29 protein-coding genes and 2 riboswitches are annotated in these 26,561 nt (G+C 51.2%); of the genes, 27 read left to right on the top strand and 2 right to left on the bottom strand.

The genetic code is table 11. From position 1 onward, the window contains the following. Positions 1 to 72: 72 nt before the first annotated feature. The 9 genes from NYE33_RS21520 to murB all read left to right on the top strand — a co-directional run bounded on the left by NYE33_RS21520 (position 73) and on the right by murB (position 9,914). Positions 73 to 828, top strand: a complete 756-nt coding sequence (locus tag NYE33_RS21520; RefSeq protein ID WP_341067432.1) for a DsbA family protein — start codon at positions 73 to 75, stop codon at positions 826 to 828. Beyond that, a complete protein-coding gene (locus NYE33_RS21525) occupies positions 825 to 1,259 on the top strand; it encodes a disulfide oxidoreductase (protein ID WP_039298958.1) in 435 nt (144 codons plus the stop codon). Before NYE33_RS21520 ends, NYE33_RS21525 begins: the two co-directional genes overlap by 4 nt. A gap of 226 nt (positions 1,260 to 1,485) precedes the next feature. Further along, positions 1,486 to 1,645, top strand: a riboswitch (cyclic di-AMP (ydaO/yuaA leader). A gap of 128 nt (positions 1,646 to 1,773) precedes the next feature. After that, positions 1,774 to 3,591, top strand: coding sequence for an APC family permease (locus NYE33_RS21530; RefSeq protein ID WP_042137741.1), 1,818 nt, complete (start codon positions 1,774 to 1,776; stop codon positions 3,589 to 3,591). A 198-nt stretch (positions 3,592 to 3,789) separates the two neighbouring features. Next, on the top strand, positions 3,790 to 4,803 hold the full coding sequence (locus NYE33_RS21535) for an iron-hydroxamate ABC transporter substrate-binding protein (RefSeq protein ID WP_341067434.1): 1,014 nt from the start codon (positions 3,790 to 3,792) through the stop codon (positions 4,801 to 4,803). Positions 4,804 to 5,023: 220 nt separating this feature from the next. Further along, positions 5,024 to 6,082, top strand: a complete 1,059-nt coding sequence (locus NYE33_RS21540; RefSeq protein WP_341067436.1) for a FecCD family ABC transporter permease — start codon at positions 5,024 to 5,026, stop codon at positions 6,080 to 6,082. A gap of 11 nt (positions 6,083 to 6,093) precedes the next feature. Then, positions 6,094 to 7,116 carry a FecCD family ABC transporter permease gene (locus NYE33_RS21545; protein ID WP_445669819.1) on the top strand — a complete coding sequence of 341 codons (1,023 nt, stop codon included), beginning with the start codon at positions 6,094 to 6,096 and terminating at the stop codon, positions 7,114 to 7,116. Between the two features lie 57 nt (positions 7,117 to 7,173). Beyond that, positions 7,174 to 7,980, top strand: a complete 807-nt coding sequence (locus NYE33_RS21550; RefSeq protein WP_039298947.1) for an ABC transporter ATP-binding protein — start codon at positions 7,174 to 7,176, stop codon at positions 7,978 to 7,980. Between the two features lie 42 nt (positions 7,981 to 8,022). Beyond that, positions 8,023 to 8,832 (top strand): (2Fe-2S)-binding protein, encoded by an 810-nt coding sequence (locus tag NYE33_RS21555; RefSeq protein WP_340945177.1) that lies wholly within the window; start codon positions 8,023 to 8,025, stop codon positions 8,830 to 8,832. A gap of 167 nt (positions 8,833 to 8,999) precedes the next feature. Beyond that, positions 9,000 to 9,914, top strand: a complete 915-nt coding sequence (murB, locus tag NYE33_RS21560) for a UDP-N-acetylmuramate dehydrogenase (RefSeq protein WP_336101458.1) — start codon at positions 9,000 to 9,002, stop codon at positions 9,912 to 9,914. Positions 9,915 to 10,052: 138 nt separating this feature from the next. On the opposite strand, the gene NYE33_RS21565 is transcribed toward murB, so the two are convergent. Further along, complete coding sequence (locus NYE33_RS21565) at positions 10,053 to 10,388, bottom strand: hypothetical protein (RefSeq protein ID WP_039298941.1); 336 nt, start codon at positions 10,386 to 10,388, stop codon at positions 10,053 to 10,055. Positions 10,389 to 10,631: 243 nt separating this feature from the next. Between NYE33_RS21565 and NYE33_RS21570 the strand changes: the two genes are divergently transcribed. The 12 genes from NYE33_RS21570 (at position 10,632) to NYE33_RS21625 (ending at position 19,497) form a co-directional block, all read left to right on the top strand. Further along, complete coding sequence (locus NYE33_RS21570) at positions 10,632 to 11,372, top strand: ZIP family metal transporter (RefSeq protein WP_341067442.1); 741 nt, start codon at positions 10,632 to 10,634, stop codon at positions 11,370 to 11,372. Positions 11,373 to 11,462: 90 nt separating this feature from the next. After that, positions 11,463 to 11,506, top strand: a riboswitch (PreQ1 riboswitch). 175 nt (positions 11,507 to 11,681) lie between these two features. Continuing rightward, a complete protein-coding gene (queF, locus tag NYE33_RS21575; RefSeq protein WP_340945182.1) occupies positions 11,682 to 12,182 on the top strand; it encodes a preQ(1) synthase in 501 nt (166 codons plus the stop codon). Positions 12,183 to 12,230: 48 nt separating this feature from the next. After that, complete coding sequence (queC, locus tag NYE33_RS21580; RefSeq protein ID WP_039298934.1) at positions 12,231 to 12,893, top strand: 7-cyano-7-deazaguanine synthase QueC; 663 nt, start codon at positions 12,231 to 12,233, stop codon at positions 12,891 to 12,893. Further along, complete coding sequence (queD, locus tag NYE33_RS21585; protein ID WP_341067445.1) at positions 12,893 to 13,375, top strand: 6-carboxytetrahydropterin synthase QueD; 483 nt, start codon at positions 12,893 to 12,895, stop codon at positions 13,373 to 13,375. The genes queC and queD overlap by 1 nt, the downstream gene beginning before the upstream one ends. Further along, positions 13,368 to 14,090: a 7-carboxy-7-deazaguanine synthase QueE gene (gene queE, locus NYE33_RS21590; RefSeq protein ID WP_341067448.1), complete on the top strand. Its 723-nt coding sequence runs from the start codon at positions 13,368 to 13,370 to the stop codon at positions 14,088 to 14,090. The genes queD and queE overlap by 8 nt, the downstream gene beginning before the upstream one ends. A 216-nt stretch (positions 14,091 to 14,306) precedes the next feature. Continuing rightward, a complete protein-coding gene (locus NYE33_RS21595) occupies positions 14,307 to 14,468 on the top strand; it encodes a hypothetical protein (protein ID WP_167549552.1) in 162 nt (53 codons plus the stop codon). A 72-nt stretch (positions 14,469 to 14,540) separates the two neighbouring features. After that, a complete protein-coding gene (locus tag NYE33_RS21600) occupies positions 14,541 to 14,939 on the top strand; it encodes a VOC family protein (protein WP_052421903.1) in 399 nt (132 codons plus the stop codon). Positions 14,940 to 14,960: 21 nt separating this feature from the next. Then, positions 14,961 to 15,485 carry a cysteine hydrolase family protein gene (locus NYE33_RS21605; RefSeq protein WP_341067450.1) on the top strand — a complete coding sequence of 175 codons (525 nt, stop codon included), beginning with the start codon at positions 14,961 to 14,963 and terminating at the stop codon, positions 15,483 to 15,485. Then, positions 15,482 to 16,300, top strand: a complete 819-nt coding sequence (locus NYE33_RS21610; RefSeq protein ID WP_042137725.1) for a VanW family protein — start codon at positions 15,482 to 15,484, stop codon at positions 16,298 to 16,300. Before NYE33_RS21605 ends, NYE33_RS21610 begins: the two co-directional genes overlap by 4 nt. An 88-nt stretch (positions 16,301 to 16,388) precedes the next feature. Continuing rightward, positions 16,389 to 17,525, top strand: a complete 1,137-nt coding sequence (locus NYE33_RS21615; protein ID WP_042137724.1) for a zinc-dependent alcohol dehydrogenase — start codon at positions 16,389 to 16,391, stop codon at positions 17,523 to 17,525. 157 nt (positions 17,526 to 17,682) lie between these two features. After that, positions 17,683 to 18,597: a DMT family transporter gene (locus NYE33_RS21620; protein ID WP_039298918.1), complete on the top strand. Its 915-nt coding sequence runs from the start codon at positions 17,683 to 17,685 to the stop codon at positions 18,595 to 18,597. 63 nt (positions 18,598 to 18,660) lie between these two features. Next, the gene (locus tag NYE33_RS21625) at positions 18,661 to 19,497 is read left to right on the top strand and encodes a class I SAM-dependent methyltransferase (protein ID WP_076243185.1); all 837 of its coding nucleotides are present in this window, start codon (positions 18,661 to 18,663) and stop codon (positions 19,495 to 19,497) included. A 509-nt stretch (positions 19,498 to 20,006) separates the two neighbouring features. Here the strand turns inward: NYE33_RS21625 and NYE33_RS21630 are convergent. Continuing rightward, entirely contained in the window at positions 20,007 to 20,936 is a 930-nt protein-coding gene (locus NYE33_RS21630) for a LysR family transcriptional regulator (RefSeq protein WP_341067452.1), read from the bottom strand. Between the two features lie 260 nt (positions 20,937 to 21,196). Between NYE33_RS21630 and NYE33_RS21635 the strand changes: the two genes are divergently transcribed. The 6 genes from NYE33_RS21635 (at position 21,197) to NYE33_RS21660 (ending at position 26,547) form a co-directional block, all read left to right on the top strand. Beyond that, on the top strand, positions 21,197 to 22,144 hold the full coding sequence (locus NYE33_RS21635; protein ID WP_042137717.1) for a phosphate ABC transporter substrate-binding protein PstS family protein: 948 nt from the start codon (positions 21,197 to 21,199) through the stop codon (positions 22,142 to 22,144). 99 nt (positions 22,145 to 22,243) lie between these two features. After that, a complete protein-coding gene (gene pstC, locus NYE33_RS21640) occupies positions 22,244 to 23,146 on the top strand; it encodes a phosphate ABC transporter permease subunit PstC (protein ID WP_039298909.1) in 903 nt (300 codons plus the stop codon). Then, positions 23,143 to 24,039: a phosphate ABC transporter permease PstA gene (pstA, locus tag NYE33_RS21645; protein WP_042137714.1), complete on the top strand. Its 897-nt coding sequence runs from the start codon at positions 23,143 to 23,145 to the stop codon at positions 24,037 to 24,039. The genes pstC and pstA overlap by 4 nt, the downstream gene beginning before the upstream one ends. Positions 24,040 to 24,147: 108 nt before the next feature. Beyond that, positions 24,148 to 24,924: a phosphate ABC transporter ATP-binding protein PstB gene (gene pstB / locus NYE33_RS21650; protein ID WP_039298903.1), complete on the top strand. Its 777-nt coding sequence runs from the start codon at positions 24,148 to 24,150 to the stop codon at positions 24,922 to 24,924. Between the two features lie 320 nt (positions 24,925 to 25,244). Then, entirely contained in the window at positions 25,245 to 25,973 is a 729-nt protein-coding gene (locus tag NYE33_RS21655) for an MBL fold metallo-hydrolase (protein WP_341067455.1), read from the top strand. Further along, the gene (locus tag NYE33_RS21660; RefSeq protein ID WP_341067457.1) at positions 25,966 to 26,547 is read left to right on the top strand and encodes a TetR/AcrR family transcriptional regulator; all 582 of its coding nucleotides are present in this window, start codon (positions 25,966 to 25,968) and stop codon (positions 26,545 to 26,547) included. The genes NYE33_RS21655 and NYE33_RS21660 overlap by 8 nt, the downstream gene beginning before the upstream one ends. Positions 26,548 to 26,561 lie beyond the last annotated feature (14 nt).

Genomic DNA, 26,561 nt, shown 5'->3' on the forward strand with positions numbered 1-26,561 from the left:
AACTTTAATTATATAATTTTAAAGTAACTTATCTTTTATCACGACAGTCCTATGGACAGAAAGGAACTCTCTTTGAGCAAACCGAATAAGAACAATGTCGCGCTTCCCCAGATGAGCAAGCAGGAGAAACGCCGGGCAGAGCAGGAACAGCAGAAGCAGAAAACGAGAATTCTGATCGTGAGTACAGTGGCATTAGTCGTAATTATTTTTGTAGGATTATTCATGCTGGCCTCGAAGGACGGCTCAACCACAGGATCTGCTGCGGCTCCCGTTGACTTCAATTACAGTGAAATGGCACGGCTGGGCAAAGAAGATGCTCCAGTCAAAATCGTTGAATTCGGCGATTACAAATGTCCGGCTTGCGCCCAGTTCACCGGGGTGATTAAACCGCAAATCGTTCAGGAGTATGTCAATCAGGATAAAGCAGCCTTTTACTTCGTCAACCTGGCCTTTATTGGTACGGATTCGAGAACAGCCTCACTCGCGGCACTCTCCGTATACCATCAGAATCAAGAGGCTTTCTGGAAATTCTTCGATGCCATCTATGCTAACCAGGGTGAAGAAAAGGTGGAGTGGGCAACACCGGACTTCCTGGTAAGTCTGGCACAGCAATTAGAACTGCCCATTGACTTCGACCTGCTGCGTAAGGATATTGAAGACAAGACCTACGAAAGCGAATTGGAGAGAGATATCCAGCTTGGCACTGACACCGGCATAACCAACACGCCGTCATTGTTTGTCAATGGAGTCAAAGTGAATGAACCTTTTAATATGGAGGAAATCGATGCTCAAATCCAGGTAGCTGCGGAAGCTGTGGCTGGACAATGAATAAATTCTCTGCATTCTGCCGCCGGAATTGTCTCTACTTGGCCTGGTTCGTCTCGGTTGTTGCTGTAGCAGGCAGTCTGTATCTCAGTGAAGTGCTGAAATATGAGCCCTGCAAGCTATGCTGGTTTCAGCGGATATTTATGTACCCGCAGCTGATTTTGCTCGGAATCGCCACTTACCGGGGGGATAAGCGCATTATCCCGTATGTCCTTCCCTTAAGTTTGATTGGCGGAAGCATTTCGATCTATCATTACGCAGAGCAGAAAATTCCGGCACTCAGCAAGGTGCTTCCATGTACAATCGGTGTGCCGTGCAACACGGATTATCTGAATTATTTCGGATTCATCACCATCCCGCTGCTGGCACTCATTGCGTTCGCATTAATCACAATTCTGCTATGGACAGGGCGTAAAGAGGATGCAGGTGAGTAAGAAGCCGTCAGGCAGAATGAAGAGTAACTATTCCCCTTAAATTAAGTGTAAATTATTATGCAGAAACGCTGTAAAATCACGCGATAAAGGGATAATGAAAGAGAATGAAAGATCAAGACATACCGGATCATGGATTTGGTTGTTTTGGTTGTTTTTCATTCTTTTTTCATTTGTTTCAACGCTTTACGGAAGAGGCATTGTAGATTAATATTAGTCCTTGTGAGAAGTTGAATATGCGCTGAATTTTCCGGAAGGAAAAACGGGGGAACCAAACTTGGCCGAGTGCCAACGGGGTGAATCGGAAGCGGGTCAGCAGACTCGAAAACCGTAGGGCTACCACAGCCCGAATCCGCCAGCTAACCTCGTAAGCAATAGTGGGATAATGACCATGCACTCAAGGCATGCGGATCATTTCCGTATGCTTATTTTTGTGCCTGCATTTATGAAATCCACTTATGAAAACAGCGCGCGGTACTGCCGTTTCAACTTAACAAAGAGAGGAACTGTTACTACAATGGTAAGCAAGGTAAAACGACTATTGATCGGGCGTCCGATGAAGTCGAACGAACTCGATCATGAAAAGTTATCCAAGGTGAAAGCACTGGCTGTCCTGTCTTCTGATGCGCTCTCGTCTGTAGCCTACGGAACAGAACAAATCTTAATCGTACTTGTGGCCGCAGGTTTCACAGCTATCTGGTACTCATTGCCAATTGCATTAGCCGTATTGGGCCTGCTGGCCATCTTAATCCTGTCTTATCGGCAGACCATTTTTGCTTATCCGCAAGGCGGGGGCGCCTATATTGTTGCCAAAACCAATCTCGGGGTTCATACCGGCTTGCTTGCCGGCGGCTCTTTGCTGGTGGATTATATTCTTACGGTGGCGGTAAGCGCCTCGGCGGGAACGGATGCGATCACATCAGCGTTCCCGGGTCTTCATAATCATAGTGTACTCATAGCGGTTACTGTCATTCTGCTCTTAACGATTGTCAATCTGCGGGGTGTTACTGAATCTGCTTCATTCATAGCCATTCCGGTATATCTGTTCGTCGTCTCCATCTTTGTACTGATTATCGCGGGAGTCTTCAAGTATGCAACCGGCGGTGCTCATGCCCAGGTTCCTGAGATCGGCTCGGCGGTATCGAACGTCAGTATGTTCCTTCTGCTTAAGGCCTTCAGCTCCGGCTGTTCGGCACTGACCGGGGTAGAAGCGGTCTCCAATGCGATTCCTAACTTCAAAGCACCGGCTGAGAAAAATGCGGCTAAAACGCTGATGCTGATGGGTCTGATTCTCGGGGCTATGTTCACGGGGATTACGCTTTTGGCTTATTGGTACGGTATCATGCCGGACGAGAAAGCAACGGTTGTGTCACAGATTACCGAGTCTACCTTTGGCCGCGGCGGTTTGTACTTCTTCATCCAAGGCATCACCGCAGTAATCTTGTTCCTGGCGGCGAATACAGCGTATTCGGCCTTCCCGCTGCTGGCGTTCATGTTCGCCAAAGACAAATATTTACCCCACGCCTTCATGGTGCGCGGAGACCGGCTGGGATTCTCCAACGGCATTATTTTCCTCGGCGTAATGTCGGCTGTGCTTGTAGCTGCTTTTCACGGAAATACCGAAGGGTTGATTCCATTATACGCCGTTGGGGTATTCATTCCGTTTACCCTTTCACAGCTTGGCATGATGGTCCAGTGGTACAGAACCAAGCCTAAGGGCTGGCAGAGCAAATTCGCTGTGAATACAGTAGGCATGCTCACAACCTTAACCATTACGCTCATCTTCATTATTACTAAATTCTCGAGTGTATGGATGGCCTTCATCTTCCTGCCGCTTGTAATCATCGTGTTCCACCGGATTCACCGCCATTATATGAATATTGCCGATCAGCTGCGTATTTGTCCGGCTACGGATAAACCTTGCATTAAAGGAAGCACAGTGGTTGTACCTGTTGCCGGTGTCACCCGTGCAGTACTGCATTCGATCAGCTATGCGAAGTCATTGACTGAGAATGTAGTGGCTGTATATGTCGGATTCGATGAAGAAGAGATTCACAAAATGGAACAGAAGTGGGAAGAGTGGAACCCTGGAGTGCGCCTGATTGTACTCCGCTCTCGTTACCGCAGCATCATCCGCCCGCTGGTGAAATTCATCGATACGGTGGAGTGGAAAACCGCTTCTACAGACCACATTACTGTACTCATTCCGCAATTTGTTACGAAGCATTGGTGGCAGGCGATTCTGCATAATCAGACCAGCTTGTTCATCCGCTCTTATCTGATGAATCAGAAGGATATCGTTATAGCAACTGTACCGTATCATTTGCACAAATAGACATACCCTTTATATGTAAAACGGCTGTTTCCGCAGGTTGCGGGAATAGCCGTTTTTTGTTATGCGCAGGGTGAGTATAAATGGAATCAGATAATTTAGTTGACATAGAGAATGAGAATCAATATCATCAGTTTATGTGAGGCGAAGGCCGCAATCACCTTTGACCAATAATGAATGTATATACAGGAGGGGTAATTAATGTTTTCGTTCAACCTGCAAAGATCAACAAGCATGAAGCTGGCTATGGCCGGACTCATGACCACGACGTTCTTATTATCCGCATGCGGAAATAACAATGCAGCCAATAACGGAGCTGCGGCAACTACGGCACCTGCAGAAGCCACTACTGCACCGGCAGAAACAACAGCTCCAGCGGTAGAGCAAACAGTAACGGATGCCATGGGACATAAAGTCACTGTCCCTGCGAACCCGCAGCGTGTGCTTGCTTCTTATCTGGAAGACTATCTGGTCGCACTTGGCGTGACTCCGGTTGCCCAATGGTCCGTGACAAACGGCACTCAGGATTACCTTGCAGCTGAGCTTAAGGACATTCCAACCATCAGCTATGACCTTCCACTCGAAGCTGTAACCAGCTTCGCACCGGACTTCACTATTGTACAATCGGAAGGTACTGTCCAGAACGGTCTGTATGACCAGCTGAACAAAATTGCACCAACGTATGTACTCGGCGACGAAGTCAGCAAGGACTGGCGCAAATCGCTGCTCAAGATCGGCGAGCTGTTGAACAAAACGCCTGAAGCTGAAGCAGCCATTGCTGCCTATGATCAAAAAGCGGCTGATGCCAAAACAAAAATCTCCGCTGCGATCGGCGATGAGTCCGTTGCCATTCTCTGGCTGGTATCCAAGAACTTCTATATAGTAGATGAAACCCGCAGCAGCGGGGCAGTCCTGTATGGTGATCTTGGCGTGAAGCTTCCGAATCTGGTTACCGAAATTCCTGCTGAGTCCAGAGCAACGTGGAATCCGATATCACTTGAGAAATTGTCTGAGCTGACTGCAGATCATATCATCCTAGTGAACAGTGACGGGGCGGATGCTGCTGAAGTTACGGATGGCGCGATCTGGAAGGGGATTCCGGCTGTTAAGGCGGGGAATGTTCATGAGTTTAGCAGATCAACCAGCTGGCTGTACAGCGGTCCTATAGCTAACTCCAAAACAATTGATGATGCTCTGAGCAGTCTTGTAAAATAAGATGCGTTCAAAATGCCGGTAATCAGCCTCTGCCGGTATAGAGTGTGCAGGTCCTTGTATCCCCGGATACGATGATCTGCACCTTTTTTTAAATGGAGCGATAGATGAGGGCGTTCAGCATAGATTACGCGTTATCTGCTTGTACAAAATTCATATATTTGCGATAATGAGAATGATAATCAATTAGAAGCAAGTAATAATCCTGTTAAGGAGACGGCTTATGGTTTCATCCACACGTTCTAACCTCAATCCTTCTACGGCTGCAGGGGATAAACCCATCAAGTCGCGGCCGGTGGCTGCAGCTACGATACTGCTGCTCGGAATAGCTGTCATCGTCTTCGGACTGATGTTGTCTGTATCGGTAGGAGCAGCAGATATCCGGCTGGCTACTGTATGGGAAGCTGTTGTCCGCTTCAATCCGGAGCTGGGACAGCATCAGGTCATCCGGGAGCTGCGAATCCCCCGGGCTTTGGCTGGAGCACTGGTGGGGGCATGTTTTGCTGTTGCCGGCGCGATCATGCAGGGAATGACCCGGAATCCGCTGGCGGATTCGGGGCTGCTGGGACTCAACGCCGGAGCCGGTGTCGGCCTGGCATTGGCTTTCGCCTTTGCGCCTTCGCTGTCTTTCATGTATATCATGATCTACTGCTTCATTGGAGCGGCTGTGGCATCGCTCTTAGTCTTCGGCATCGGTTCGCTGTCCCATAGCGGGCTGACACCGCTACGCCTGACCTTAGCGGGTGCGGCGGTCAGTGCTATGCTGCTGGCGCTCAGCCAAGGCGTCGCCATTCTGTATCACCTCTCCCAGGATATCGCGTTCTGGATGGCAGGCGGGATTGGGGGAGCGAACTGGACACAGCTCAAGATTATGTCCCCCTGGGTTGCAGGTGCGCTTATCGGGTCGCTGGTGCTCTCGCGTTCCATCACGCTGTTAAGCCTGGGAAGGGATGTTGCCGCTGGACTGGGGCAGCGCACACGGCTAGTACAGACCGTAGGGATGATCATTGTGGTCATTCTTGCCGGAGCGGCGGTCTCGACGGTGGGCCCGATTGCTTTTGTCGGATTAATGGTTCCGCATATTACCCGTTATCTGGTGGGGGTGGATTACCGCTGGATCATTCCTTGCTCGGCAGTACTCGGGAGCGTCCTGATCCTCTTTGCCGATATCGCTGCGAGAATGATTAATGCGCCTTATGAAACACCGATAGGTGCCCTGATTGCAGTAATCGGCGTACCGTTCTTCATCTATCTGGCCAGCAAGCGCAAGGGGGAGCTGTAATGAACAGGACCATGTCTGTACCCTCAGTGAAATCGCGCCGCACCAGAGAAGCCGGTATTCTAACGCTGCTTGCTGCACTTATCGTCATTATTTTTATTGTCAGTATGAATACCGGCTTCATGCGCTTATCACCACTTGATGTTCTACATACTTTGCTCGGTGAAGGAACCAAACAGCAGAAGCTGATTCTGTTTGATTTCCGGCTGCCGCGTATAGTGATCTCACTGCTCATCGGGGCGGGTTTCGCAGTATCCGGATCTATTCTGCAAGGCCTGTCGCGCAATGCTCTTGCTGAACCCTCTACCTTAGGGATTAACGCCGGAGCGGGATTCGCAGTGCTGATCTTCATTTCATTTGTCCCGGCAACCACAGCGGGGCCCATCTTTGTTCTTCCGCTGCTGGCGCTGGCAGGTGCAGCGCTTACGGCCACGCTGATCTATTTTCTCTCCTACCGGAGAGCCGACGGACTCTCGCCGACACGGCTGATCCTGATCGGAATTGCCGTAGGTGCCGGCATTTACGCTTTTCAGCTGATCCTGTCGTTAAGACTGGACCCGCAGAATTATCAGTTCGTAGCCATCTGGCTGGCCGGCAAAATCTGGGGCGGAGACTGGCGGTTCGTGCTGGCATTGCTCCCCTGGATATTGATTCTGCTGCCGTTCGCGTTCTACAAAGCCCGGGTGCTTAACGTACTAAACCTGGGGGATGAAACCTCCAAGGGACTTGGGCTGCCGCTGGAGCGGGAACGTCTGCTGCTCTTGGCTGCTGCTGTGGCTCTCGCAGGCGCCTGCGTCTCGGTCAGCGGAGGCATCGGCTTCGTCGGACTGATTGCACCGCATCTCGCCCGCAGACTTGTAGGCCCGCGTCATCAGATCATGCTGCCTGTAGCCGCTCTGATAGGCGCGCTGCTGCTGCTTACCGCAGACACCATCGGGCGCTGGATTCTGCAGCCTACAGAGATACCTACAGGTATCGTGGTGGCGATCATCGGCGCCCCGTACTTTTTATATCTTTTGGCAAAATCTAAGGCTTAACATAGGCATTCATAGGCGAATTATCATGAAAAATTAAAATCCTGAGGAGTGAGTATCATGTCGGAACGTTTGAATACAGAACAGCTGAGTATCGGATACGCAGAGGCAATGATTGTAAAGGGGCTGAACCTGTCACTTCCGACAGGGAAGATTACAGCGCTGGTTGGAGCGAACGGCTCAGGTAAATCGACTATCCTGAAGACGATGGCACGCATCATGAAGCCGAAGAGCGGCAGCGTCATGCTTGACGGCAAATCCATTCATAACCTGTCCACCAAAGAGGTGGCCAAGCAGCTGGCGATTCTGCCGCAGAATCCTACAGCACCTGACGGTCTTACTGTATCTGAGCTTGTGGGTTACGGCCGCTACCCCCATCAGAAGGGCTTCGGCACCATGACGCCTGAAGACCGCAGCATCATTGCCAATGCAATCGAAGTTACCGGTATGACAGAGTTCCATGACCGACCGATTGACCGGCTCTCCGGCGGACAGCGTCAGCGGGCCTGGATTGCTATGGCTTTGGCGCAGCAGACAGATATTCTGTTCCTTGACGAACCGACGACATTCCTTGATATGGCCCATCAGCTGGAGGTGCTGCAGCTGCTGCAGAAGCTGAATGAAGAAGAAGGCCGGACGATTATCATGGTGGTACATGATTTGAACCATGCATCCCGTTATGCGCAGCATATGGTAGCGATCAAATCCGGCAATGTGATCAGTGAAGGTGCGCCGGTTGATGTAATGACACCGGTAGTTCTGCGTGAAGTATTCGGCATTGAAGCCGATATTGTGCCTGATCCGCGTACCGGAGTGCCGCTGTGCCTCCCTTACGAGCTGGCTGCGTACAAGGCAGCTGGACTATAAGCGCGAGCTGTGCAGGCTAGTGGAGCGGAGAGGGGCAGTGCAATGAATGAACAATTGATTAAGGAATTCACCACTAAGTTTGACCTGCATCCTGCGGTACCGGAGGGAGCTCTGCACTCCTTCGCTGCAGCTGAACTGGTGCATGAGCAGGGTATGAGGGCATTTGTAGACACTTACGGGCCGTTAATGAAAGCACTGGACGATAAAGCGGTTGCTGCATATTTCGGCGGCTATCTGTCCAATCTGGCGCTTGCGGTTCAGTATTCAGTCACAGGATTCTCCTTCGTTCCTGAGCTCAGCCTAGCGAATCTGGGGATTCATCTCATTCCGGCAGACGGATATTGCCGGATTGCCTTCTCCCTTCACGCGTGGAAGACTGAGCAGGCTCCTGAGGAACAGCAGAGCAGGGACGCGTGGCGAAATGATGTGTTTGCCCGCTTTTATCAAGAGACTGCCGGGCCGCTGGTACGCTGTATTTCACAGGTGAGCGGTTTATCACCTGGTGAGATATGGGGACAGATGCCGTCCAAATTCAATTATTATGTGGAGTCCTTTGCAGCCGGAATTACCGATCCTGCAGTGCTTAAGCGGATTGAAGCAGATTACAGCTATCTGAAAGATGAACTGCCTGCTGAAGTATTCCAGATGCCCCGGAATCCGTTTCATGTGAAGGTACGGAGAATTGAATCGCTCGTTGACCCGGAGCAAACTGTACAGATGCGCAACCGCTGCTGTATGTACTACCGGACAGAAGGCGGCCGTCTATGTTATACCTGCCCCCGGATGAAAGAAGAGGAACGTGCAGCGAGAAGGGAAGAATTCCGTTCAGAGCGTGCTGCGGCCGGAAGTTAGGTTATAAACGGGAATGATGAAACATAATAATGCTGTATGCAGCTTCCAAACAGGCTCCTGTCATTGACAAGGGAGCCTGTTCGTTGTTAAAGTTGTGGTTGCCGCGATGCAGTTGAGGCAGGCAGATGATCACGGTCATCATTTTCATAGAGTTAGGGGCATGATGTATGAATATCGACAACATATATAAGGACCTGCAGCAGCTGGTCACAGCAGGCTCGCTGAAGCGCCACGAGAGTCTTAAGCATCTGGTGTATACCCGGATGGGCGGGGAAGCGGATATTTGGGCTGCTCCGGCAACCTACGATGAAATTCAGAGAATATCTACATATGCGCATGATCATCATATTCCGCTTACTGTACTCGGAAACGGCTCGAATGTCATTATCCGGGACGGGGGTATCCGCGGTATTGTGCTTCAGACCTCCGACATGACGGAAATGGGCATCCGGGACGGACTGCTCTACGCGCAGTGCGGGGCGAAGATTATCGATGCTTCAAGATATGCGCTGGAGCTGGAGCTGACGGGGCTGGAGTTCGCCTGCGGCATCCCCGGCACGGTAGGCGGGGCGCTGTATATGAATGCCGGAGCTTACGGCGGTGAGGTTAAGGACGTGCTGCAAAGTGCACTTGTGATCGACAAGGACGGACAGCTTATTACTATGCAGGGCGACCAGCTTCAGTGGGGATACCGCAAAAGTATCTTTGCCAGCGGAGAGTATATTGTGCTGGAGGCCAGATTTGCGCTTCAGCCGGGTGATCCTGCTGCGATCAAGACCTCCATGGATGAGCTGACCTATCTCCGCGAATCCAAACAGCCGCTGGAATATCCTTCCTGCGGCAGTGTGTTCAAGCGGCCGCCGGGCCGCTATGCCGGCCAGCTGATTCAGGAGAGCGGCCTGCAGGGAACACGCATCGGCGGAGCGGAGGTATCTCGCAAGCATGCCGGATTCATCGTCAATGCGGATAATGCGACAGCCAGTGACTACATCGGACTGATTCAGCATGTGCGTTCAACGGTGAAGGAAAAATTCGATGTCGAGCTGGAGACGGAAGTTGAGATTCTCGGGGAAGAAGCATAAATCAGCTAATAAATTCTTGTATCTGAATCAATAGACGTGTGTAAGGCCATGGGTGTGTTTCACCCATGGCCTGTATGTGTCTCAAGTAGAGGGGAAATAAACATGACGCGCACAACTTTCCTGTAATACTTAGATCATTCAGCTTAAGGCTAAGGAATATTTCGCTCTGTCCGTCTCCAGCTCGACATTATCCTCAGCTACTGTATTCAGCTTCAGCCCGCTGACCGCGATCTCATAATTAGGCTGCGGAAGCGGCACAAGCTCACCGTCTGCATTGAGTGTATTTCCCGTTCCCCGCAGAATCAGTGCACTGCCCAGGTATTCATCAAGAACATCCTCGGCATTGCGGTAGTCTACGGTGTCCAGATTAAAGTGAACTGTATCCAGATCATCCAGCTCCTGCTTCTTGATCACCAGGGTTGCATGCTCCTGCGCCTCCAGCCAATCGATAAGCTTCTGTACGTTTTGTTCCATATAGGATCCCATCCTTTGGTTAGTAAGAGATTGATAATTCTAAGTTACCCTTTTCCGGGCAAATGAATCCATCGTATTTATTAATGATATTAATAATTAACATAATGAATAATATAAAAGCGTAAAAGAATAGATCCCGAATAGGTGCCCGCCGGAAGATGCATTGTTTGCAGTTCCCCATTAGGGTGTAAACTACATCTATGCACTTCTATTAACAATACATAAACGGGGAAGGTGAGCATAATGTGGGGTGCATTGATGTGGGGCGCCATTTCCGGCTCAGCTGTGTTACTCGGGGCGCTGCTCGCTCTGTTCCTGTCCATTCCCACCAAGCTGATCGGCTTCGTTATGGCTTTCGGGACAGGCGTACTTATTGGAGCAGCTGCTTATGAACTGCTGGAGGATTCCGCGAGTGACGGCGGGCTGACCCCGACGATCATCGGTTTTACCGCAGGAGCGTTGGTGTTCACGCTGTTTGACTGGTATATCTCGCGGAAAGGCGGAGCCGGCCGCAAACGCTCAGCCAGAGCATCAGGGAAGACGGAAGCTAAAGGCGGGAGCGGCATGGCTATTTTTGCCGGAACGGTACTGGATGCTATTCCTGAGTCGATCATGATCGGGGCCAGTCTGATTGCCGGCCAAGGTGTAAGTCTGCTGCTGGTTATTGCTATTTTTATCAGCAATATTCCGGAAGGGCTGTCGAGCACGGCAGGGCTGAAGCAGGACGGCTACGGCAAAAGAAAAATTATGCTGCTCTGGCTCGGCGTACTGGTAATCTCCACCCTGGCTTCAGGCGCTGGCTATACATTTATGGACCATGCAAGCGGGTATACGGAGGCGATGATTGCTTCTTTTGCCGGGGGCGGGATTATCGCGATGGTCTCCTCCAGCATGATGCCGGAAGCCTATGAGGACGGTGGACCGCTAACGGGATTTATCGCCGCCATGGGGCTGCTGTGCTCGCTGATCCTGGATCAGCTGTGAGGGTTGTCAAGCCTCCGGCAATCATGGTATAGTTCAAGACGCACCATATGTATAGTCATAAGCACAAAGAAGGAATCTGCGCGCGCAAGCGCAGGAGAGGTTCGCAAACTCCCTCTATAAAAAACTAAGACCGCTACAGGCATGAGCAGCTTTCCGGATATCCGGGGGCTAAAGGAGTACGGGCATTTGCCTGTACTTATTTCTTGTTATGCCGCGCGTGTCTCATCTTAGTAGAGCCAGGTTTTCGAAATCTCGTTCTTCTTTCCAGTTCAGGCCGTGAGCCTAGGGAAAAGAGAGGGGTTTTTTGTCATGTCAGAAGGCAGACTGAAAGAGGAAATGCAGGAGGTTACCCTGCTGGGTAATCAAGGTACGAAGTATAATTTCGGCTATGCTCCGGAAATTCTGGAGGCGTTCGATAACAAGCATCCCGGCCGTGATTATTTTGTCAAATTCAACTGCCCGGAGTTCACCAGCCTGTGTCCGGTTACCGGACAGCCGGATTTCGGTGTGATGTACATCTCGTATATTCCTGATATCAAAATGGTTGAATCCAAATCCCTGAAGCTCTATCTGTTCAGCTTCCGCAATCACGGGGATTTCCATGAAGACTGTGTCAACATTATTATGAATGATCTGATCTCGCTGATGGAGCCCCGCTACATTGAGGTCTGGGGCAAGTTCACGCCGCGCGGCGGCATTTCCATCGATCCTTACTGCAACTGGGGGCGTCCGGGAAAGAAATATGAGGGCATGGCCGAGCACCGGCTGATGAACCACGACCTGTATCCCGAGAAAGTGGATAACCGTTAATCCGGGAGATCCGCAGCACACAGAACAATAAGGAGGAGAGAACTTACGATGAATAAAAAAGCACTGGTCGTCTTCAGCGGCGGCCAAGACAGCACCACCTGTCTGGTATGGGCTTTGCAGCAGTTCCAGGAGGTTCAGGTGGTAACTTTTAATTATAATCAGCGCCATGCGGCAGAGATCGAAGTCGCCAAGGAGATTGCCGCGAAGTTTGGGGTGAAGCAGCATATTCTCGATCTGGGACTGCTGAATCAGCTGGCCCCGAACGCGCTAACCCGGGATGATATCGAAATCGCTGCCGGGGAGGGCGAGGAGCTGCCGAGTACATTTGTAGACGGACGGAACCTGCTGTTCCTGTCCTTTGCAGCGATTCTGGCCAAACAGCTGGGCTATAGCAATATCATCACCGGTGTCTGCCAGACGGACTTCAGCGGATATCCGGATTGCCGGGATGTGTTCGTGAAATCACTGAATGTCACACTCAATCTGTCGATGGATTATGAGTTCGTAATCCATACTCCCCTGATGTGGCTGGACAAAAAAGAAACCTGGAAAATGGCCGACGAGCTTGGCTATTTCGACTATATCCGTGAGCAGACGCTTACCTGCTACAACGGGATTATCGGCAGCGGCTGCGGCACCTGTCCGGCATGTCTGCTGCGCCAGCGCGGCCTTGAGCAGTATGAGGCGGAGCGCCAGGAGGCTGGACTATAATGCTGGGCGAAGTATCTGTCTGCAAAATCTTTACCTTTGACGCCGCCCATCAGCTGATAGGGCACAAGGGGAAATGCAGTAATCTGCACGGGCATACGTATAAGCTTGAGGTTGTACTGAAGGGCGTTCCGTCCGTGGAGCACGGCCAGTCGGATGAGGGGTTTGTCATCGATTTCAGCGATATCAAAGCGACGGTGAAGCAGTTTGTAGTCGACCGGCTGGATCATGCTTTCCTGGCCATGGGCAATGAGCCTGTACTGGAGACACTTACGGCTACTGGCTCCAAGGTAGCACTGCTGTCGTTCCGTACGACGGCGGAGAACATGTCAGCATACATCGCTTATGAGCTGAAGCGGGCTTCCTTACCGGTCTATTCGGTCAAGCTGTGGGAGACTCCGACCTCCTGGGCGGAGGTGCTGGCGGCAGACATTCCGGAAGCGGGGCCGTCTTACCGTCTGTACGGAGGCTGCGACCATGAGTAAAATACCCGTTATCGAAATGTTCGGCCCGACGATTCAGGGGGAAGGGGCGGTCATCGGTGTCAAAACGATGTTCGTCCGCACCTACGGCTGCGATTACCGCTGCGGCTGGTGTGATTCCGCCTTCACCTGGGACGGATCGGCGAAAGATAAAGTAACCCTGATGGAACCGCAGGAGATTCTCGCCGGGCTGCTTGAGCTGGCAGGAGATAATTTCAATTGCGTAACCATCTCCGGAGGCAATCCGGCGCTTATCGGGGAAGCCATGGGTGAGTTCATCACCCTGCTCCACGAACGCGGTATCCAGGCGGCCATCGAGACACAGGGCAGCCGCTGGCAGGATTGGTTCAGTGATGTCGATGTGCTGACGATCAGCCCCAAGCCGCCAAGCTCCGGGATGAAGACCGACTGGGATAAGCTGGATGAGATTATGCTTAGAGTCGGCAGCAGCGGCAAGGCTGCCCATAGCCTGAAGGTGGTTGTTTTTAGCCAGGAGGATTATGAATATGCCCGGAAGGTACATTTCAGGTACCCGGAGGTCCCGCTGTTTCTTCAGCCGGGGAACGAAAATGTCACCGAGGAAGGCGACATTTCAGGCCGCCTGCTGGGCCGGCTGGAATGGCTGTTTAATCTGGTGATTGCCGACCCGCAGATGAACAAGGCGCGGGTGCTGCCGCAGCTTCACGCACTAATCTGGCATAATAAGCGGGGCAAGTAAGGCTTGCGCATTATATATTGAATGAAGACCGAACCTCTGCGATGCGGAGGTCCGGTCTTTGTGTTATAGTCCCCCGGTCCGCCTGCTCTTCCTTCGGGGTGCCGGTACCCAATACCTTTTAATGTAATTATTAGGATTAATGTAACAAGCGGAGGTGCATCACCCATTCTAGGCGTAATATACTTGATGGATGATCAAGTATGAGGGGGAATTGAAATGGAGAACGGATACTACGCAGGCTGGGGAACGCTGGCACTGATTAATGCGGGAATTGCCCAGGGGAAAAACCGGAGCGGATTAAACTGGTTTCTGCTGTCATTGCTGCTGGGACCGCTGGCTACCTTTATCCTGGTGATCTCGGATAAGCTACCAGAGTGAATTATCAGTTATAATATTAGGGAGTATTAGTGCTTAAACGCCATGGTTACAGCATCTGGAGGAGGGAATGAAATGGAATTCAAAAGCCCGCAGATTAATCTGTATGTCACAGATTTAGCCCGTTCAAGAACTTTCTATGAAAAGCTAGGGTTTAAGTTGACTTTCACTGCGGAAATCGAGGGTGAAGCCGTGCATCATGAACTTGTGCTGGATGGCTTCAAGCTGGGGCTGGCCAGCAGGACTTCAGCGAATAAGGTACATGGGCTGACGCCTGGAACCAACACTGGCAGCGAGCTGGCCCTCTGGACAGAGGATACGGATCTGGCGCTTCAATACCTGCTGGAGAACGGCGGTACACTTCTTTCGGCAGCACATGATTTCCTAAATGATCTGCGATCCGCATGGATAAATGATCCGGACGGCAATCCGGTCCAGCTGGTATGCAGAAGAAAGTCTGCAGCAGGAGAATAACAGTCCGGGGAGGAATTGATGATGTCAACCGCATTACTGATTATTGATGTTCAAGAGGCGATGTTTGCTTATCCTGATATGAAGCTGTTTGACGAAGAAGGGGTTCTGGAACGGATCAGCTCGCTGCTGGACAAGGCCCGCTTAGCCGGGGTTCCGGTGATTTACATCCAGCATACTGAAGAAGAGGGGGAATTTGTGAAGGGGATCCCTACCTGGGAGATCAGCAGCCGCATTGCACCGCAGGCAGGGGAGACGATAATCGAGAAGACAACTCCGGATTCCTTCCATCTCACCGGGCTTCAGGAAGAGCTTGAACGGCTTGGAGTGACGGAGCTGGTTATCTGCGGGATGCAGACGGATTACTGTGTAAATGCCACCAGCAGACGCGCACATAGCCTTGGGTATTCCAGCGTCCTGGTCAAAGATGCACATAGTACCTTCGATGATAACCATCTCACAGGTGAAGAAATCGTGAAGCAGCATAATGATGCGCTTGGCTCCGGAATTGCTGCGCTGCGCTCGGAACAGGAAGTAACCTTCCGATGAATCCGGTAATTACCGCAATGAAGCCGATCCGCCGCTCCAGGCTGAGATTATTTGCCGGCAAGCGCTATTTTATCTGGAAAAGATATTGGAAATGGATCACAGCACGGGGCAGGCTCGCCAAGGAACTTCGCCCGGAAGCTCTGCCTTATGAGGCGGCCAGCCATGCCACACCTCTGCTTCGGAGCCTGCGTAATGTCGATATGCAGCTGCAGTATAATAAAATAACGAATTTGCGCCTGGCTGTTGCCAAGCTTGACGGACTCGTCATCCGTCCCGGCGAGACTTTCTCCTATTGGCGGAGTATCGGAAAGCCGACCCGCAGGAAGGGATATCTGGATGGAATGGTTCTGCATTATGGCGGCTTCCGGTCCGGAACGGGAGGCGGACTCTGCCAATTGTCGAATCTGATCTACTGGATGGCGCTGCATACACCGCTCACGGTTACTGAACGGCACCGGCACAGCTATGATGTTTTTCCCGATGAGCAGCGGACACAGCCTTTTGGCAGCGGGGCCACCTGTTCCTATAACTATCTGGATTTGCAGCTTAGAAATGATACGGAGTACACCTACCAGCTGAAGCTTCATCTGGATGAGACCCATCTGCACGGGGAGTGGCGTTGTGACAGCCGGCAGCTCTACAATTATGAGGTCTATGAAGACGGCCATGTGATCAGCCTGGAGCCGTGGGGAGGATATGTACGAAGTAACGCTATCCGCCGCAGGGTGCTTACCCATACAGGAGAGCTCGCGGGTGATGAGGCTGTCGCCGAGAACCATGCACTGATGATGTATTCTCCGCTGCTGCACGGATAAAGCCGGAGGATTTGGGGTTATAACATAGTGTAGCGTGAATTTACAGCTGCGATGTCCATACCCAACTTCTGAAGGAGTGACTCTCAACATGAAGGCAGTAACCTATCAGGGCAAGAAGAAAGTCGAGGTTAAGGAAGTCGCTGATGCGCGGCTTGAGAAAAAGGATGATATCATTGTCCGCATTACCTCAACCGCCATTTGCGGATCGGATCTGCATATCTATAATGGCGAAATCCCCGGCATGCATGATGATTACATTATCGGGCATGAGCCTATGGGAATAGTGGAAGATGTAGGACCGGAGGTCACCAAGGTAAAGAAGGGTGACCGTGTCATTATCCCTTTTAATGTAGCCTGCGGGCAATGCTTCTTCTGCCAGCACGAGATGGAGAGCCAATGTGACCACGCGAATGAAGCCAAGGATACCGGCGGCTATCTGGGCTATTCGGATACTTACGGCGGCTTCGCCGGTGGGCAGGCCGAACTGCTGCGTGTACCGTACGGAAATTTCGGCCCCTTTGTCGTTCCGGAGGATGCTGAGATGGAAGACGAGAAGCTGCTGTTCCTCTCGGATATTGTACCTACCGCCTGGTGGGGGGTTGAGAATGCCGGCGTGAAGCCCGGAGATACCGTAATTGTGCTCGGATGCGGGCCGGTAGGTCTGCTGACACAAAAATTCGCCTGGATGAAAGGCGCATCCCGGGTCATTGCCGTCGACCATATCCCATACCGGCTGCAGCATGCGAAGCAAACGAATAATGTGGAGATTTTTAATTTTGAGAAAATTAAAGAGTTCGAGAAGCACATGAAGGAGATCACCCGCGGCGGGGCCGATGTGGTCATTGATTGTGTAGGTCTCGACGCCAAGAAGACGGTTGTAGAAAAGGTGGAGACCACATTAATGCTGCAGGGCGGCTCACTAGGGGCGTTCCGTATCGCCTCAGAGGTGGTCCGCAAATTCGGTACGATTCAGCTTGTAGGGGTGTATGGGCTGAACTATAATATGTTCCCGCTAGGTCATCTGTTTGAGCGCAATATTACGCTGAAGATGGGACAGGCTCCGGTCATTCATTATATGCCGGCGCTCTACAGGATGATTAAGGAGAATAAGTTCGATCCCACAGATATCATCACCCACCGGCTGCCGATCAGCAGAGCAGAGCATGGCTATAAGGTGTTTCAAGAGAAGGAAGAGGACTGTATCAAGGTTGTACTTAAGCCATAGATACAGATGCTTATTAGCACTGGTATAGCTCGTATGAGGCATGGAACCCGCTGAAAGACGGATTCTATGTCTCTTTTAATGAAAAATGCTGCTTTTTTCTGCAATTTGCGTTAAATTAACATAATGAGTCTTACAAAACACGAAGGGGCAACTACGTATGATTCCCAAAAAACCGCCCGTTCCCGTACCGCTGCTGATGGTGATCGGAATTGTGGCCATATCCTTTTCTTCTATCTTCATTAAATGGTCGTCTGCTCCGGTGTCGGTTCAGGGGATGTACCGGCTGTTGTTCACCTCACTGCTGATGCTGCCGTTCGCCCGCCGCTATAGCGGAGCAGCTTGGGCGCTGCGCCTGAAAGACTGGTTGCTGCTGGGCGCTTCCGGTGTAATGCTGGCCCTTCATTTTCTGCTCTGGATGGGCTCGCTGAATTACACGTCAGTGGCCAGCTCGACAATGATCATGGCTCTGGAGCCGTTATTCATTATGCTGGGTGCGTACATACTGTATAAAGAGCGAAACAGCGCCTCAGCTATGCTGGGTATGGCTATTGCAATCTTTGGGGTTGTCTTTATCGGCTGGGGCGATATCGGACTGTCCGCCGAGAACCTGAAGGGTGACATGCTGTCGGTTGGCGGAACGGTAGCTGTAGCCGCACATTTATTAATCGGTCAGAAGCTGGTGGCGCGTATGCCTTCCTATTTGTACAGCCTGATTGTATTCATCTCTGCGGCCATCGTATTTGCTGTTTACAATCTGGTAACAAGTACACCTTTCTTCGCTTATCCCGCCCGGGAATGGGGCATCTTTGTCCTGCTGGCGGTGGTACCAACCGTATTCGGCCATATTCTGTTTAATTGGCTGCTGCAGTATGCATCAGCGACTACAGTATCGATGAATATTCTGGGAGAGCCTGTCGGCGCTAGCATTCTTGCTTTCCTGCTGCTGGGGGAACAGTTGAGCGGTTTACAATGGGCAGGAGGCGTGCTGGTCATGGCCGGCCTCGGGGTCTATCTGTATTCCGGACGCAGGAAGGCGCTCAAGCTCCAGGAAGCTCTGCCTAATGCGTCATAATGTGTTAGACGGTGGAGCGATGACATTATTTCACAGAACATATATAAAGGGGTAACGAACGTAATGAATGAACAAGATCAGAATGAACCTTCAGGTCTAAACGGCGGGGCCGCTCCTTCCAGTGAAGAATTGTGGAATGAGGATACCTATGCGGCATGGACTAGCCGGTTCGGATCACCAGCCGAGGCAGCAGAGAAGCTGGCCAAAGATCCGGCTGGGAAGCTGTTCCCGCTGAATGCCTATATGGGAGATGTGCAGGGCCGCAAGATTATGAACCTGATGGGTTCGAACGGCATGAAGGCGGTAGCGCTGGGGCTGATGGGGGCAGAAGTGACGGTTGCTGATTTCTCGGAGGCGAATGGGCGTTATGCTGCTGAACTGGCGCAGGAAGCCGGAGTGAAGCTGAATTATATCGTCTCAGATGTGCTGGGACTGCCTGAAGCCGTCTTGGACGGCTCGTATGACCTGGTGTTTGCGGAAATGGGAATTGTCCACTATTTCACCGACCTGGCTCCGTTTATGACTACGGCATACCGGCTGCTGGCACCCGGCGGGAAGTTCGTACTGCGCGATTTCCACCCGGTAACGACCAAGCTGATCTCCTCCAAGGGTTCAACTGCCAAGGTGCGCAAGCATAAAGTGAACGGTGATTATTTCGATACGGCACTGGAAGAGAAGCAGGTGTCCTACTCCAAGTATATGCCTTCTTCCGGAGAAGCAGCGGGGGCAGACAGACCTAATGTAGTCTACTGGCGGCGCTGGACACTCGGCGAGATTGTAACGGCTGCTGCGGCCAGCGGGCTTGTTATTCAGGAACTGGTGGAAGAGCCCAACCTGTCGTCGGATGTATATGACAAGGGAATTCCCAAGACCTTCACTCTGGTGGCGGGAAAAAGATAATAAACGAAGTGGAAACGGCTTTGCCGTCCCTTTTTAAAGACAGCAAAGCCGTTTCAGCGGGAAATAGCAGTAATTTATAGTGTGAAACCTAAGAAGTCATATGTTTCAAACAAACGGTATCTCTTGAAGCACGGTTACGTTCGTGCGCTAAGGGATACCGTTTTTGTTATGTAAATGTAAATTTCAATTCTTTACATTTGATTCGTTACGGCAGAATGGTGACTTCATAGTACGGTACTAGTGAGTGAAGTGTTGTACGTTTTACAACTTTGATGTATGGATAGCCAGGTGTTCAGATCGATTGTTGTATGAAATACAAGAATAATCCTGCTCAGCCGCTTGGAAAAGATGAAATGCTGCCTTTTTTACAACAATTTTAGTTTCGGGTAAATATAATGAGGGAATTGTTGCATTTTGGGCAGGATTTTATATAAAGTTACCAGATTCCTGCTCAGGAATGCGGATAATCTGGAAATCCCTGCGATGACATCCACCGCCCGGAAGTCAAGCTATTCACTGGGTATCAGATCTTCGCGCTGGTCCTCCTCCTGTAATCCGTCACTGCCTGCCATTCCGGCAAAAGCCTTCTGTAGCGGGGAGAGGGTGTAGTCTTTGCGCCAGGCCAGCACAAATGCACCATCCCCGGGATGAAGTCCCGGCAGCGGGGCATAGGCCAGACTTCCGGCCGCCACCTCGGCCTCAATCCCTGATTTGGAGAATACTCCGACCATCCCGCCGCCGCTAATCATACGTTTGACCGCCTCCGGCGAGCCGAGTACGGCATGGTTCCACACTTTCACATGATTGAGCTGCGTCCACTTGTCGGAGATTCCGCGCAGGAAGGAGGCGGCTTCATGCTGCACCCAGGGTTCTCTTGCTGCCGTTTCTACCGTAATTTCCTGCGCTCCGGCAAAAGGATGTCCAGGCGCAAAAATCAGCACCGTTTCATCACTGGCAATCACTTGAGTATGGAAGGAATCATCCTGTCCGTCCGCACTGTGCAGCACAGCCAGCTGAATCTCCCGGCTCCGCAGACGCTCCCTGACAGCATCATCCGGCAGTATGGACAGGAACACATCAATTCCATCATGCAGGCAAGTGAATTGGGACAGCAGTTTAGGCACAAGATAATTACCGGGGATGTCGCTTGCTGTAAGCTCCAGATTCCCCGAAGCCAGAGAGGTAAACTGCTTAACTGTCCGCTCTGCTTCTGCCGTCAGCGATACAATCCGCACAGCATATTGATACAGGGCGCGTCCGGCATCGGTCAGCAGCACCCGGCCGCTCCGGAACTGGAACAGTGAAGCGCCAAGCTCACTCTCGAGACTCTTCATATGGAAGGAGACGGTCGGCTGCTTAAGTCCCATCTCGGCGGCTACGTCCGTTACCTTTTTATATTTTTCAATCAGGACTACGATTTGTAATTTCACAAGATTCATGCTGATTCCTCCGGTTAGATGGCGATAAATTAGCGATTGTTGCTTATATATAGAATATATCTATGCCATTATTCAAAATCTATTATAACTTTTATCTTCCGCTTTACAAACTCAGTACTTTTACATAACGAACGAGCCCTAGAATAAGAAGAGTCAGAAGAGAAGCTGACATGAGCACAGACAATGCTTCCAAAGTGAGTTTTGTACGAAGCAGACCAATGAAGCAGACACTCACAAAACCTTTAGGAGGAAAAAAAACAATGCAATTCAGAAAATCTTGGATCATGGCTTTGGCTTTAACAAGCGTAGTAGCACTTTCGGCATGTGGCAACGGGGGAAATAATGCGGCAACCAATAACGGAGGCAATGCAGCTGCAACAAATACACAAAATAGCAGCGGCGCCGAATTAAGCGGATCTATCCTGGCTTCGGGCTCCACAGCACTGCAGCCGCTCGTAGAGCAGGCAGCAGAGAAATTCATGGATGCCAATGCAGGCGTGGATATTCAGGTTCAAGGCGGCGGAAGCGGAACAGGCTTGACACAAGTGGCTGAGAAGCAAGTGGATATCGGTAACTCCGACGTATTCGCAGAAGAGAAATTGAAAGATGCTGATGCAGAAAAAGCGGCAGCGCTGGTTGATCATCAGGTAGCCGTTGTAGCTATCGCAGCAGTAAGCAATCCGGATGCAGGCGTAGATACACTGACTAAGCAGCAGCTGGTCGACATCTTCACTGGCAAAATCAAGAATTGGAGCGAAGTCGGCGGCGCTGACCAGGCGATTCAGATCATCAACCGTCCTGCAAGCTCAGGTACACGCGCAACCTTCGAGAGCTTCGCGCTTGGCACCAAAACGGATGATCTTCCAGGATCTATTCAAGAGGATTCCTCCGGTACTGTTAAGAAAATTATCGGTGAAACACCGGGAGCTATCGGTTACCTGGCTCTGTCCTACCTGGACGATTCCGTTAAAACCTTGAGCTATGACGGCGTTGAACCTTCTGTAGACAACGTAATTTCCGGCAAATATCCGGTATGGGCTTACGAGCACATGTACACTAACGGTGAGCCGAATGAAACAGTAAAAGCATTCCTGGACTTCATGATGACTGACGAAGTACAGACAGGTGACGTAGTAGAGCTTGGTTACATCCCGGCTTCGCAGATGCAGGTATCCCGCGATGTAGCAGGAACTGTAACAACTAAGTAAGTACTACAGATTCATTCACAGGTATCATCCATTAGAACTTCATGTGATTAGAGGCGGATTTCTTCTGCCTCTCTTTTCACTTTAGAAAGAGGGAGCATCTTGAGGGTAAAACCAAAGAAAACGCGGTTTGAAAAACATCATATAGAGAATTTTATCGGACGCGCTTATATGTCCTTTTGTGTACTGCTATTGATTGTAATCATTGTATCGATGGTTTATTTTGTAGCCTCTAAAGGAATTGCGAACTTTGTAAGCGGTGAGGTTAAGGTTTCCGATTTCCTGTTCGGCACGAAATGGTCGCCTGAAGCGGATACGCCTTCTTATGGAGCTTTTCCGTTTATAGCCGGTTCCTTCCTGGTAACACTGCTTGCCGCGCTTATCGCAAGTCCGCTTAGCATCTGCGCCGCATTATTTATGACTGAAATCGTCCCTGGGTGGGGCAAAAAACTGCTGCAGCCGGTTATTGAGCTGTTGTCAGGTATTCCGTCTGTCGTATACGGATTCGTTGGCTTAAGTGTCATTGTGCCTTTTCTGCGGAATACATTGCCCGGACAGGGCATCGGGGTTGCTGCAGGCGCGCTAGTACTGTCGGTGATGATCCTGCCGACCATTACCAGCGTGGCTGCAGACGCGCTTGCTTCTTTGCCGCAAAACTTGAAAGAATCCTCATTTGCGCTCGGTGCCACTCGCTGGCAGACGATCTCCCGTGTCATTCTCCCGACGACCTTCCCGGCTATTATGACGGGGGTGGTACTGGGGATGGCCCGTGCATTCGGTGAAGCACTTGCTGTACAGATGGTTATCGGTAATGCTCCTTTTGTGCCGCGTTCGCTGTTCGAATCCGCGTCTACTCTGACCAGTGTTATTACGCTGGGTATGGGGAACACGACGATGGGTTCACCGCAGAACAACGCGCTATGGAGCATGGCTCTCGTGCTTATGCTGATGACATTTGTATTCGTATTGCTTGTTAGAATGCTCGAAAGGAGAAATAAAATTTGAAGCCGAGAACAGCAGACAAAATTGCCACTGCTATTATTGTAACGTTCGCTTTGCTTATCGTAGCTATTCTGGTTGGCCTGCTTGGATATATCCTCATCCGCGGGATGAGTCATATCAGCTGGGACTTCCTGACTTCGGCACCACAGAAGATCCGTGCAGGAGGCGGGGTAGGACCTCAGCTCTTCAACTCCCTGTTCCTGCTGGTGCTGACCCTTATTATTACTATACCGCTTGGACTTGGAGCGGGGATCTTCATGGCAGAATATGCCCGTCCCGGCAGACTGACTAACTTCATCCGTCTGGTTGTGGAAGTGTTATCTTCCTTCCCGTCCATCATCGTCGGTCTGTTCGGTCTCTTATTGATCGTCAATACCTTCAATCTCGGATTCTCCCTGATCTCGGGAGCACTCGCGCTTACCTTCTTCAACCTTCCGCTGATGGTTCGTATCACCGAGCAGGCTTTCCGCACGGTGCCTAAGCAGCAGAAGGAAGCAGGCTTCGCGCTTGGTTTATCCAAGTGGAAGATTGTGACTTCGGTACTGCTCCCGGTAGCTCTGCCAACGATCATTACGGGAACGATCCTGTCCGCCGGACGCGTCTTCGGTGAAGCGGCGGCATTGATGTTCACGGCGGGGATGAGCAGTCCGCGTCTGGACTTCAGCAACTGGAATCCGCTTAGTCCTTCTTCACCGCTTAACCCGTTCCGTCCGGCAGAAACACTGGCGGTTCATATCTGGAAGGTCAACAGCGAAGGTCTGGCGCCGGATGCGCTGCAGATCGCAGCAGGTGCTTCGGCAGTGCTGGTGCTGACCGTATTAATCTTCAACCTGGCTGCCCGTTACTTCGGCAGATTCATCTACCGCAAGCTTACCGCTTCCAAGAGAATGAACTAGGCTAATAAGAAGCGGATGCTGACAAAACTAAGTGTATGCTTTCGAAGCAAGTTTTGCGAAGGTGATGCAAGAAGCGGATGCTGACAAAACTTTTAGGAGGAGTAAGAGATGGGCATAGCGGAACCGGTGGTACGCGAATCATTTCAAACTGAGGATCTGAGTATTTTTTATGGCACTTATGAGGCGGTTAAAGGAATTAGTCTTCCCTTCGCCCAGAATACGGTAACAGCATTGATCGGCCCTTCCGGCTGCGGGAAATCAACCTTTCTCCGTTCTCTTAACCGGATGAATGATGATATCTCCGGCTCGACTACCAAAGGCAGCATCTGGATTGACGGTATAGATATCAATGCTTCAGGAACAGATGTCATTAAGCTGCGGCAAAAAATCGGCATGGTCTGGCAGAAGCCGAACCCTTTTTATAAATCCATCTATGACAATATCGCTTTTGGTCCTAAGTATCATGGAATTAAAGGCAAAAAAGCACTGGATGAAATCGTGGAGAGCAGCCTGCGCCGCGCCGCCCTGTGGGATGAGGTCAAAGACCGCTTGAAGGACTCTGCACTGGCATTGTCCGGCGGACAGCAGCAGCGTCTGTGTATTGCCCGGGCATTGTCGGTAAACCCTCAGATCCTGCTGCTCGATGAGCCGGCTTCAGCACTTGATCCTGTATCGACAGGCAAGGTGGAGGAGCTGATTAAGGAACTGAAGGAAGAGCTGCGGATCGTAATCGTTACCCATAACATGCAGCAGGCAGCGCGGATCTCGGATTATACAGCCTACTTCTATCTGGGCTCGCTTGTGGAATATGACAAGACCGAGAAGGTCTTCAGCAATCCGGAGAATCAGATGACCCAGGAATATATTATGGGCCGTTTCGGCTGACGGACAGGCATTACAATAGTTTCAGGAGCCATAGGCACCATTCCTTGCGGATGGTGTTTATTTTATATCCTAAATGCAATATATAATGTACATAATGGTTTTCTTCTTAGGAATTACCGCGCTGCAGTGGCTAATGATCAAGCGACCCAATAAAAATGCCGACAAAACGCTGGATTCGGAGAACTAGGAAGAATCCGCAATCGGCGGGGATTTAACCCTCGTTTTTTCAGTACATATGTAGAAAATACAAGTGCCACTTGTAAAACTAATCATATTAGTTTATTATTTAACTAATTACATTAGTTTCAAGGAGGGTCCTTATGAGAGTAACTCAAGAAGGGTATCTGCACCAGCTTACCTGGCTGCCGCGCTTATTTCCCGTTAACTGTTATCTGGTCGAAGAAGAAGAGGAGCTTACTCTAATAGATGCAGGCATGCCATATAGTTTACAAGGTATTCTACAACAGTCCGCCAGGCTTCAAAAGCCGCTTACCCGGATCGTGCTAACCCATGGCCATATGGATCATGTCGGGGCGCTGGATACGCTCAAGAAGCTTGTTCCAGAGGCCAAAGTCTATATCTCGGAGCGGGATGCGGCGCTGCTGGCCGGTGACCGCTCGCTAAGGGCAGGTGAGCTTCAGACCCCGATTAAGGGCAGCGTACCGTCCAAGATAGCAACGAAGCCCGATGTGCTGCTGTACGACGGGGATATCATCGGCTCATTGACGGCCATAAGTACACCCGGTCATACTCCGGGATCTATGTCTTTCCGGGATCAGCGCAGTGGCGCACTGATTGTAGGAGATGCGTTCCAGACCTTCCGGGCAACCGCTGTGTCCGGCAAGAAGGTGCCGTTGTTTCCTTTTCCGGCTATGGCGACATGGAGTCTGGAGCAGGCACTGGCCAGTGCCTATAAGCTGATTGATCTAGTGCCTTCAGTGCTGGCTGTAGGACATGGAAATCTGGTGAGGCACCCGGTGGAATCCATGAAACATGCGGCAGCAGAGGCGGGCAGGGTATTGGTGAATGGAGGGAAGGTGCATGGCTAGAGCCGGTTTGGACACACATACTCTGGTGCTGGCAGCAGCAGAGCTGGCTGATGAGGGTGTTCAGGAGGTGACGCTGGCTGCACTGGCGGCCAAGTTGGGCGTTCGCCCGCCGTCGTTGTATAATCACATTAACGGACTCGCGGGTCTGCGGACACTGCTGGCGATTCACGGGCTGGAGCAGCTCTATGACGCCATGTCAGCGGCAGCGGAAGGCGCACGGGGCGAACAGGCCGTTCATGCGCTGAGTCAGGCTTACATCGGATTTGCCAGACAACATCCGGGGCTGTACGAAACAACATTGAGAGCACCTGAGCAGGGAGATACCGCACTGGAGGCTGCGGGCGGGAAGGTCCTGTCACTGATTATTCAAGTCCTGTCCTGCTTTGGGCTGGATGAGGAAGGGAACCTGCACGCCGTCCGGGGATTGCGCAGCATACTGCACGGGTTCTCTGCCCTTGAGAATCAAGGCGGCTTCGGAATGCCGCTGGACTTGAATGTCAGTCTTACGCGGCTGATCCGCGCTTATATTGCCGGAATCCGCTGCATGGGTGAGGGAGCAGATGAGCTTGAATGAATTTACATCGAGGA

This window comes from Paenibacillus sp. FSL R10-2199 (assembly GCF_038000235.1).
Taxonomy (GTDB): Bacteria; Bacillota; Bacilli; order Paenibacillales; family Paenibacillaceae; genus Paenibacillus_AQ; species Paenibacillus_AQ phytohabitans.